10 protein-coding genes are annotated in these 9,942 nt (G+C 42.8%); 6 read left to right on the top strand and 4 right to left on the bottom strand.

Annotation, left to right across the window (positions count from 1 at the left end):
- The 3 genes from AWV70_RS11880 to AWV70_RS11870 all read left to right on the top strand — a co-directional run.
- Positions 1–1,294 (top strand): methyl-accepting chemotaxis protein (locus tag AWV70_RS11880; RefSeq protein WP_201024359.1); only part of this gene is annotated, 1,294 nt, incomplete at its 5' end.
- Between the two features lie 102 nt (positions 1,295–1,396).
- On the top strand, positions 1,397–2,044 hold the full coding sequence (locus tag AWV70_RS11875; RefSeq protein WP_060207322.1) for a response regulator: 648 nt from the start codon (positions 1,397–1,399) through the stop codon (positions 2,042–2,044).
- On the top strand, positions 2,041–3,564 hold the full coding sequence (locus AWV70_RS11870; RefSeq protein ID WP_060207321.1) for an MASE3 domain-containing protein: 1,524 nt from the start codon (positions 2,041–2,043) through the stop codon (positions 3,562–3,564). Before AWV70_RS11875 ends, AWV70_RS11870 begins: the two co-directional genes overlap by 4 nt.
- A gap of 165 nt (positions 3,565–3,729) precedes the next feature.
- Here the strand turns inward: AWV70_RS11870 and AWV70_RS11865 are convergent, their stop codons facing one another.
- Both AWV70_RS11865 and AWV70_RS11860 read right to left on the bottom strand, forming a co-directional pair.
- On the bottom strand, positions 3,730–4,125 hold the full coding sequence (locus AWV70_RS11865; RefSeq protein ID WP_060207319.1) for a VOC family protein: 396 nt from the start codon (positions 4,123–4,125) through the stop codon (positions 3,730–3,732).
- A gap of 100 nt (positions 4,126–4,225) precedes the next feature.
- Positions 4,226–4,933 (bottom strand): DNA alkylation repair protein, encoded by a 708-nt coding sequence (locus tag AWV70_RS11860; RefSeq protein ID WP_060207317.1) that lies wholly within the window; start codon positions 4,931–4,933, stop codon positions 4,226–4,228.
- Between the two features lie 205 nt (positions 4,934–5,138).
- Between AWV70_RS11860 and AWV70_RS11855 the strand changes: the two genes are divergently transcribed.
- Together AWV70_RS11855 and rbsK are read left to right on the top strand one after the other, a co-directional pair.
- Positions 5,139–6,062 carry a nucleoside hydrolase gene (locus AWV70_RS11855; protein ID WP_082713589.1) on the top strand — a complete coding sequence of 308 codons (924 nt, stop codon included), beginning with the start codon at positions 5,139–5,141 and terminating at the stop codon, positions 6,060–6,062.
- Positions 6,063–6,079: 17 nt separating this feature from the next.
- Positions 6,080–6,961, top strand: a complete 882-nt coding sequence (gene rbsK, locus AWV70_RS11850) for a ribokinase (RefSeq protein ID WP_306464390.1) — start codon at positions 6,080–6,082, stop codon at positions 6,959–6,961.
- 189 nt (positions 6,962–7,150) lie between these two features.
- Here the strand turns inward: rbsK and AWV70_RS11845 are convergent, their stop codons facing one another.
- Positions 7,151–7,504, bottom strand: coding sequence for a DUF192 domain-containing protein (locus AWV70_RS11845; protein WP_060207404.1), 354 nt, complete (start codon positions 7,502–7,504; stop codon positions 7,151–7,153).
- A 246-nt stretch (positions 7,505–7,750) separates the two neighbouring features.
- On the bottom strand, positions 7,751–8,635 hold the full coding sequence (locus AWV70_RS11840) for a LysR family transcriptional regulator (RefSeq protein WP_060207315.1): 885 nt from the start codon (positions 8,633–8,635) through the stop codon (positions 7,751–7,753).
- 124 nt (positions 8,636–8,759) lie between these two features.
- Here AWV70_RS11840 and gltS point away from each other — a divergent pair.
- On the top strand, positions 8,760–9,942 hold a 1,183-nt coding region (gene gltS, locus AWV70_RS11835), incomplete at its 3' end, for a sodium/glutamate symporter (RefSeq protein ID WP_060207313.1).

Here is a 9,942-nt window from a genome sequence, read left to right as displayed (position 1 = left end):
GGCGGGAAGCGGTGGGGGCTTTACTGAATATATCCATAACGATTCAGAGAAAATCGCGTATTCCGCCTCATTCGATGAGTGGGGTTGGGTCTTAAGTGGAAGCACCTTTTACAAGGATTTTAACGCAGCGGCCAATCAACTGCTTTCTTCTTTGTTCATTACCGTCACATTAACAACCGTTATCGGTTTGGCAATCGTTTTCGTTGTTGTCTCCCGGATGACAAAACCGATTGTTACGCTGCGTAATCATATGTTAGTGCTTGCCGAGGGAGATTTGTCATCGGACGAATTACAAATTGATCGGAAAGATGAATTAGGTGATTTGTCACTTGGATTCAATCGGATGCTCCGCGGTTTGAGAGAGATGGTGACGAGCATTCAAGTGAATGCTACAGAAGTGGCTGCGACATCGGAGGAGTTGAGTGCGAGTGCGGAGGAGTCCAGCAGTGCCAGTGAGGAAGTGGCGGCTTCGATTTCTGTCATTTCCGAGGAAACAGCTGACACTTTGGAGGGAACAAGGCGTGCCAAGGAGACAGTTCAGACAATCAATAGTGGAATTGAAGTGATTACCGATAGTGTCGAGGAGCTATCACAGTTTGCATATGGTACGGAAAGGAACGCAAAAGAGGGATATGAAGTTCTTGTCAGGACGAAGGATCAGATGCATGCGATCCGGTCATCGAGTGAGGACATGTCAAAGGTGATTCTGTCCCTAGGCGATACATCGATGGAAATCGGTAGGATCATTTCCTTGATTGAAAACATTTCCAATCAAACGAACTTACTTGCCTTAAATGCAGCAATTGAAGCTGCACGTGCTGGTGAACATGGCAAAGGATTTGCTGTCGTGGCGGATGAAGTGCGGAAACTGTCCGAGCAATCTCAGAATGCAACAAACCAAGTAAGCGAACTAGTAAATGAGATTCAGCAGAAGGTAGAGCTAACAATAACCACTGCAAAGGGAGAGGAAAAGGAAATTTTAGAAGGGCAAAATCTAGTGGATTTAGCAAGCCGTTCAATCACACTTATTCATTCTGAGATTGAAAATGTTGCAAACAAGATACAACATATTAATGCATCTATCCAAGAAATCAATGCTGGCTCCGAAGATTTGTTCCATACAATCGGAAATGCTGAAGAGGTGGCAATAAAAACAGCTGACAATAGCACATCAGTAGCCGCGGCGGCAGAGCAACAAAGCGCAACAGTGGAGGAAATCACATCGGCTTCTGAAACATTGGCTAATATGGCGAGCAATTTACAAGAAATTGTTGGTACATTTAAAATGAAATGAGTAAAAAGTCATTCTTGTGCGATTGGAAAAAATTAGTTCCGAGAATAAAAAGAAAAAAACGATATAATAGGGCTAACACAATGTGCAAGGGGAGCTGGGGTCATGATATCTGTCCTGATTGTAGATGATCATGAGATAGTGCGGGCTGGTATCAAAATGATGATTGATGAACAGCCGGATATGAAAGTTATTGGGGAAGCCGGAGATGGGCAAGAAGCGGTTCAAAAAGCTCAGGATCTCATGCCTGACGTCGTCATCATGGACTTAAATCTACCGAAAAAAAGTGGAATAGTAGCCATCAGGGAGATTACCGAAGAGAATGATGAGATTAAGATCATCGCGTTGACGATGCATGATGGTAGGGAATACATATTTGGCGCTTTGCAAGCGGGGGCTTCCAGTTATTTATTAAAAAGTCATCGTGTAAATGATCTACTCGAAGCGGTTCGAACGGTCAGCAAAGGGGAGGCATATTTGTATCCGAATGCTACGAAGTTTCTCTTGGAAGATTATATCTGGAAGTCAGCTGGGGTGCGGGCACATACGTTGATGAATTTATCAGGACGTGAACAAGAGGTGCTATCCTACCTTGCGAAAGGATACACAAATCGAGAAGTGGCCGAGCGACTTTTTGTCTCCATTAAAACGATAGAATCCCATCGTTCTAAAATAATGGAAAAGCTTAATTTGAAAACGCGTCCTGCACTCGTCGAATATGCAGCTAAGAATGGGTTTCTGGATTTTTCATGAGCAAAGTGGCAATCGAACGTCATAGCAATTTCCGAATGCATAAATTAAGGTATCTTTCTATAGCTATAATAGCGATTTTACTCATTGTGGCCATCCGTATTTTCTTGCCTCATGGGCATGTCGCTATCCCGCCAACACAATTGTTACTTATTCATACGTTGTTGGAATCGTTTATCATATTTTTGTCATTTTCCCTTTTCGCCACAGCGTTGCTTACTACTTCTATCGAATCTCGAAATGCGAACTTCTTTTTAGGACTGTTGTTTTTTGCGATCGGAACATTCGATTTGCTCCATACTATTTTTTATAAAGGCATGCCTTTTGCGGAAGGTGAATTTTCCGGTAATCGAGCGACTTGGTTTTGGGTCGTCGCACGATTGACGGAAAGTGTGGGAGTGGGAATTGTCGTCACTTTTCCGTTGAAAGTGATCACGAGGCCTCGTTCGATTGGCCTAGTTACTGCTCTCATCTCAGTCGGTTTCATCAGTTCAATTGTAATCCTAAGGCAGGATTGGCTTCCGGTGTTCTTAGATGATGAAAACGGAATGACGAAGATGAAAGTATTCTTGGAATATGTCATATGCGCAATAATATTCGTTGTGCTCATCGCCTTACTTTTGGAATATAGGAAATCGAAGAAGCTTGATGTACTTCGGTTAGGGTTAGCCATATTTTTCATTATGACGGGTGAATTGTTTATTACGCATTATGTTCAAATAGATGATGTTGAAAATCTGCTGGGCCATATTTATAAATTTGTAGGTTATATGTATTTATTTCGAGCGTTGTTCTATCTGCAAGTCCAGGATATCTTGACTGACAAAAAACAGGCAGAGAGAAAATGGAGGGAGGCCGAGAATATGCTTTTTGAAGCTGAGAAGAACTTGTCGAAACTCGTTTTACAAGCTCATGAGGAAGAACGGAAACGGGTGTCCCGAGAGCTGCATGATGGCATAGGCCAATCACTCTATAGCATATTAATGACATTGAATATCGCAGAACTTGAAGTGTCGGAGGAACAAGCCCCTTGCCTGCAAAACGTAAAAAGAATGACTGTGGAAGCAATGCAGGAAGTGAGAGACATTGCCCATTCATTGCGACCTAGCTCACTCGATGATTTCGGTTTTCTGACCGCGCTGCGAATATATAGGAGCCAGTTCGAAAAAGTGCATAACATTCAAATTGCATTAAGGACATCAGGCGGAATGAAACGGATGGATCCGGAAATTGAAACAGCTCTCTACAGAATTTGTCAAGAAGCACTTACGAATTGCGCCAAATATGCAAATCCAAAGCTGATTGAAATCACTTTGGATCACAATCCATATGAGATTCTTCTTACTATCCGTGATAATGGAAAAGGATTTACAATTGAAGATTATATGAAGCGAACAGTCGGTAAACATAGAGGTATTGGTATATTTAGTATGAAAGAACGTGCCGAAACATGCGGGGGTACTTTTGAGATAACATCTAAAGTGGAGGAGGGAACGACGGTGCGTGTTATTATCCCAAAATAGTTTTTTCGTAATCTAAGATATGTTTTGCTGTTCACCACATCATTAAATTTTCTTCTAAGTTCCCCCGTAGAAAGCGACATTTTAACATTTGCCTTGTTTTTCAAGAAAAGGGCTGTCCAAAAATCGGCGTATACCGGCTTTCCAAGACAGCCCTTGTGTTAACTTTTATTTTGCATTTTCGTCAGGCTGATGGATTCCAAAAACATTGCCTTCCGTGTCAATATAATAGCCTTGCCACGCCATTCCGGGTAGGGCATGTTTAGGCAATGCGACGGTGCCGCCGTTCGCCATGATTTTCTCATGCGTGTCATCATAATTCTCGACACCCATTGTACATGCAAATCCGTTCATCGCTTGTCCTACTTCCGGCCGCGCACCTTGCCTCTGCATTAATGCGCCGTTGATGCCCGGTTCGCTATCTTCGCCCGTCACTGCACCGAAGTAAGGCATCCCCGCAAAATCGCTCCAATCTTGGAATGCCCAACCAAATACTTCCCCGTAAAACTTCGTTGCTCGTTCCATGTCATCAACATGAATTTCGAAATGAATTAATCTCCCCATAACTTCCTCCTGGTTATCGAAGTATTTTGACCATTCGCCTAATTATAACATCTTGTGGTTAGTCATGTAAATGTTACCTGTAGAGTATGGAGGTTAGTTTTTAACACCTTACATATTTGCGCTTAAAACCGATCTTTCCTCGATCAATTTCCTTTTGAATGTTTTCGTAAGCGTTGAGGATGCCTGGTTTTTTATTTTCCCGTTTCATTTCGACTGGGCCGACTTCCTTTGCAGTTTCCACTGCCTCTTCATGAAGAGGTAAATAGGAAAAGCCGACAGTGTACATGAAGTTGTTCATGGCGGACTTCGTTCGTTCCGGTGCATCGTGAATGTTGTTTTTCACGGTTTCAAGCATAGCGGCGAGCTTGTCCTTGGAAAATTCAACGTCCGGACGATTCCCTAGAAGCCAGCAATAGCAACTCCAGCCCGCTGACATCCTCAATTCATCACCGCTTGCGATCCATTTATCGGCAACTTCTTGTGCGATATCCGCTTCCGCTAACGTGACGGCCACGACGTAATCGGATAGCATATAAAAATAGGCAGAATCGATCCAGCGGTCATAGTCCGTCTCGGACATGCCGTTCGGATCCGCAATGATGCCCGCAAAGTACATGGCGTCATAGTTACCTGTTGCATAAAGCTCTTCCGCTAAAGCTTGATCAATCCCGATTTTCTTGGCAATAGGTTTCATTGCGCCAGTCGCCACACCGAAAAGCGGCTCATGCGCGCCATTGGACATGTACATTTTCTTTGTTCGTTCCTTGCCAAGGGCTTCGAGTTCTTGCATAACTGTTTCTAAATTCATTGTTTTAACACTTCCTTCGTTTTTGGGTTCATCTTATCTTATATCTCCATTATATACATAATTCAAATCACAACGAACCAGATTAGCAACACGCCGAGGGGTTGCAAGGGATGTTTTTTCAATCTTCTTTTATAATTAGGGAAAGCGCCATCGCTTCATCCATAAATATTCATTTGTGCAAATTAAAGAAATGAGGATTGATGTTATGAAGACACCGATTATTATTGATACTGACCCAGGAATTGATGACGTAATTGCAATTACTGCAGCTTTGTTTGCTGAAGAACTCGATGTGAAATTAATTACGACAGTCGGTGGCAATGTCGGGATTGAAAATACGACGAATAATGCTGTAAACTTGGTGGATTTTTTAGGGAAAGATACGCCGGTTGCGAAAGGCGCGGATCAACCGCTGCTGAATAAATTAGTATCTGCTACAAAAGTTCATGGGGAAAGCGGCGTCGGCGGCTACCACTTTGAAACGAAAGAGGATAGTGTGCTTCTTTCGAGTAAACATGCAGTTGAGGAATTGAGGGATGCCATTCTTCATTCAAACGAACCGGTTACGCTTGTGCCGATTGGACCGCTTACGAATATCGCATTGCTTTTGAAAATGTACCCTGAAGTAAAAAGGAATATTAAAGAGATTGTCCTAATGGGCGGAGCAGTTAAAGGTGGCAACAGGACTCCGGTAGCTGAATTTAATATGTTCGTGGATCCGCATGCGGCAAAGATTGTTTTTGACGAGCTAATTAACATCGTCATGTGCGGATTGGATGTGACGCTGCAGACGCGTATTTCAACCGACGATGTAAAGGAAATTGAGGGCTACGGCAAAGTGGGAGAGATGGTCAGTCAAATGCTCAGTTACTATGACAGCCCTTCATCTACGGAAACAGAGATGTCAATTCACGATTTGTGCACCATTATTTATTTGACAAGACCGGAATTATTCGGACTAAAAAGGGCAACCGTTAATGTCGTCACGGAAGGTGAGGCATCGGGATGTACGATTACGCATTATAATGAAGAAGGACATGTACAAGTAGTCTTGGATGTTGATGTAGAGGAATTCAGACGAGAATTCATTGCGACGTTCAAAAAAGTGCATGAGATATTGGGGAATTAAGAAGGCGGAAAGAAGTGATGAAAATGATAACAGTCATCGGAAGTATGAACATGGATTTGGTCGTTGACACTAGTAGAGTTCCGGAAAACGGAGAGACCATCTTAGGGAACAGTTTTTATACGTTTCCGGGCGGTAAAGGTGCAAATCAAGCGGTGGCAGCTGCACGGCTAGGCGGAGATGTCCATATGATCGCATGTGTCGGGAATGATGGTTTTGGAACGGAGTTGACCCGAAATTTACATGAAGAAGGAGTAGATACCGCAAACGTATCGTACTCTTCGGAGAAATCTACAGGGATTGCGAACATCATCTTGTCTGAAAAAGATAACCGGATTATCGTTGTGCCCGGTGCGAATTATGAATTAACACCCCAAATGATTGAAGGCTTACGAGACATTATAAAAATGAGCAATGTCGTCGTTATGCAGCTGGAAATCCTGCCCGAAACCGTGAAAGCAGTGTTGAAATTTTGTGATGAGTTGACGATTCCAGTCGTCATGGATCCGGCACCAGCCAAATACTTCGAAGTTGACATGATTTCGAGCATTCGATACATAACGCCAAATCAATATGAATGTGAGCAGCTATTCGGCCTGGACTTGGATGAAGCGCTGGAGATGTATCCAAATCAATTGATCGTAACGTTGGGCAAGGATGGTGTTCGCTATTTTGATGGGGAGAAGCATATTCATGTCGAAGCCATTCAGACAAATGCAGTAGATACAACGGGCGCTGGAGATACGTTTAATGGCGCATTGGCATATGCAATAAGTCATCAATATGCGTTATATGACGCGGTGAAGTTTGCCAATGCAGCATCTTCATTATCCGTCGAAAAATTAGGCGCCCAATCCGGCATGCCGACCAAGGAAGAGGTAGAAGCTCGTCTAGCCCGTTGAGGTGTCTTCCTGCTGAGGTGACCCCACTCCTCTGAGGTGCCTGTGCGAGAAACTATTCAGTCAATACACTATAAATGCATAATCAAAAGACGGAAAGCCAATCAACATGACAGTTGATTGGCTTTCCTACGTATTTATATTTGCTGCATTGAATTGTCATAAATGCACTATGCACAGGCACCGACACAATTAGGTTTTGTTATGGTTGCTGAAATTAAATTGTAGTGTATCATCGACACGGACTTTCTCCTTTTTAACCGTCCCCAGGGGCAGAATAAGTGTGGCTTCTGCATTTTTTACAGGAGGTATGACACGCCACGGCCTACGATAGGAGATCGTTTTGATGACACGGTTTGATTTGTTAAGGAAAATGACGTCAATTGGATGCCGTATAAAAAACATACGGAGGGAATTGCAGGGTGTAAGGAGAAGACCTTTATCGACTAGTGGACCTTTGGGACCTACACGCCCCTTGAATCTGGTCCAGAAAGTATCAGCGCATTTGATGTGGAATGGTAGAAGAATTGTTTTGGAAATGACCATTAAGCCTCCTTTTACACCCATCATATTCGTAAGGAATTGGAAAGATTCATAGGAAAAGTTGAAGATTGTTTTTCGGTGCCTGTGCAAGACACTATTTGGTGTATTAACTACAATTGTATATTCTAGAAATGCAAAGTCAGTCGCATAAGTAAACGGCTGACTTTTCTTTGTAATTTCATGCTTATGGATGAATTGCCATAAATGCACGTTGCACAGGCACCGACACAATTTCTGCCAAAAATCCATTTAATCCATTCCCTCGAACAGTCTTAATAAGCTAGTAATCGTCGGGGGCAAATATCTGTTTTTAATCAGGCTTATATACACTTTCCTCGTCGGAGTTGGATTGCTTATTTGCATGATGTGTAGCTTGGATAGGCGTTGTGGTGAGAACTTTAGGTAACTTTCTGGAACGACTGTCACGCCGAGGCCGAATTCTACGAGGCTGCACGCCAATTCCAAGTCGTCGACGATGTACATTCCACGTGGCGTGAAATTGGTTTGCTTACATGCTTGCAAAAAGACCTGTTGAATTTGATATTCAGTAGGGTATTGAATGTAGTTTTCATTTTGAATTTCGATAAGATCGATTGTTGTCTTGTCGCTTAGATGGTGCTCCTTATTCGTTAACAAGACAAATTTTTCATTAAAAATCGGATAGCAGGTCAGTGCTGGATCTTGCATTTCATTTACCGTGATGGCGAAGTGGATGTCGTAACTCTTGAGTGCTTCGATGATTTCATTTGGACGGATGATGTTCCTGAAGTTTATTTTTACATTTGGGTATTCATTGCTGAATGAATGGATGATGCTAGGCAGCCAAAAGCGGGACGATTCGATGATACCGATATGGACTTCCCCTTTCCCGATGTTTTTGATTTCATCCATTTCTTTCAAAGTGTTCGTATACATGCCGAGAATCTTTTTTGCATGTTCGTACAGAACTTCCCCCATCTCTGTCAAAAGCACTTCTCTTGTACTTCGTTCAATCAATTTAAAGCCGAAATCTTTCTCCATCTTCTTAATCATATTTGAAAGGGAAGGCTGTGATATATATAGTTCTTCGGCCGCCTTTGTAAAATTCTGGTTTCGGGCAATAGATTCGAAGTATTTCAACTGTCGGATGTCCAAACCGGGTTCCCTCCATTTATAGCTTTAAGCTATAAGTTCATTGTAAACTTGTATTATACATTATAGATGGAGTGTTTTAAAATTAAATATGTAAATGAATTAGTTGAATAGAGGGGGGAAATGTATGTTTACGTTACAACTTGGGGTAGTGGAAACATTATGTTTAGCTTTGGCTTTATTGTTATTTGGTTCGTATCTCGCAAGAAAGATAAACTTTTTGGGAAAGTTTTGCATTCCTGCCCCAGTCATTGGTGGATTTTTATTCGCGATTGCTGCTACGGCACTGAGGGGCTTCGGTGTTATTGAAGTTACATTAGACACCACTTTGCAATCCTTGTTCATGCTGGCGTTTTTCACGACTGTCGGATTGGGAGCTAGTTTCGCCCTTGTCAGGAAAGGCGGAAAGCTTCTCGTCATTTATTGGCTCATTTGTGGTGCTTTAGCCTTCTTTCAAAATACGATCGGTGTAGCTCTTGCCAAAGTATTCGGCTTGCAGCCATTGCTAGGTATCATGGTTGGGGCGGTTTCGATGGAAGGTGGACATGGGGGAGCGGCGGCATTTGGGGAAACGTTGGAGAGTTTAGGTATTGATTCAGCTGTAACGGTCGGATTGGCGGCAGCGACATTAGGGTTGATTGCAGGTGGTTTAGTCGGAGGGCCGATCTCAAAGCACTTGATCACAAAGAATAAATTACGACCGTCTGAAAACGCTTTCAATTTGGAAGGCCTCGAAAGTGCGGTACATACAGATGAGAAGAAACTGACTGCGAATGTTTTTATTAATCAAATCTTCATTATCACCCTTTGTATGAGTCTTGGCACTTTACTTGGGAAATATTTTTCAGAGGCGACGGGCTTTGTGCTGCCGGGTTATGTCGGTGCAATGTTTGTGGCGATTATCGTTCGAAATGTAATGGATAAATTGAAAATGAAGTACTTCGATTTAAAGAGTACGAATATGATTGGTGACATTTCATTAGGCATCTTCTTGTCGATGGCTTTGATGAGCATTCAGTTATGGCAGCTGGCAGATATGGCGTTGCCGCTAATTCTCATTATCATTGCACAAGTGCTGTTCATTATTGTGTTCACGATTTTCGTTGCGTTCAAGTTATTAGGGAAAAACTTTGATGCTGCGGTCATGGCGGGAGGATTGGCGGGTCATGGGCTTGGTGCAACGCCAAACGCGATTGCCAATATGGATGCGATCACGAGGAAGTATGGTCCGTCTCCAACTGCGTTTTTAATCATCCCAATTGTCGGCGCTTTTTTAGTCGATGCACTGTATATCCCGATCATTCTTGGAT

It is taken from the genome of Sporosarcina koreensis (assembly GCF_001531445.1).
Classification (GTDB): domain Bacteria; phylum Bacillota; class Bacilli; order Bacillales_A; family Planococcaceae; genus Sporosarcina; species Sporosarcina koreensis_C.
This window is presented reverse-complemented; position numbering and strand designations above follow the sequence as displayed.

What these genes read in the sequence shown, in the direction of transcription:
- AWV70_RS11865 (WP_060207319.1), bottom strand. Translation starts at nt 4,125, where the DNA reads ATGGGGAGATTAATTCATTTCGAAATTCATGTTGATGACATGGAACGA.
- rbsK (WP_306464390.1), top strand. Translation starts at nt 6,080, where the DNA reads ATGAAAATGATAACAGTCATCGGAAGTATGAACATGGATTTGGTCGTT.
- AWV70_RS11845 (WP_060207404.1), bottom strand. Translation starts at nt 7,504, where the DNA reads ATGGTCATTTCCAAAACAATTCTTCTACCATTCCACATCAAATGCGCT.
- AWV70_RS11855 (WP_082713589.1), top strand. Translation starts at nt 5,139, where the DNA reads ATGAAGACACCGATTATTATTGATACTGACCCAGGAATTGATGACGTA.
- AWV70_RS11875 (WP_060207322.1), top strand. Translation starts at nt 1,397, where the DNA reads ATGATATCTGTCCTGATTGTAGATGATCATGAGATAGTGCGGGCTGGT.
- AWV70_RS11860 (WP_060207317.1), bottom strand. Translation starts at nt 4,933, where the DNA reads ATGAATTTAGAAACAGTTATGCAAGAACTCGAAGCCCTTGGCAAGGAA.
- AWV70_RS11870 (WP_060207321.1), top strand. Translation starts at nt 2,041, where the DNA reads ATGAGCAAAGTGGCAATCGAACGTCATAGCAATTTCCGAATGCATAAA.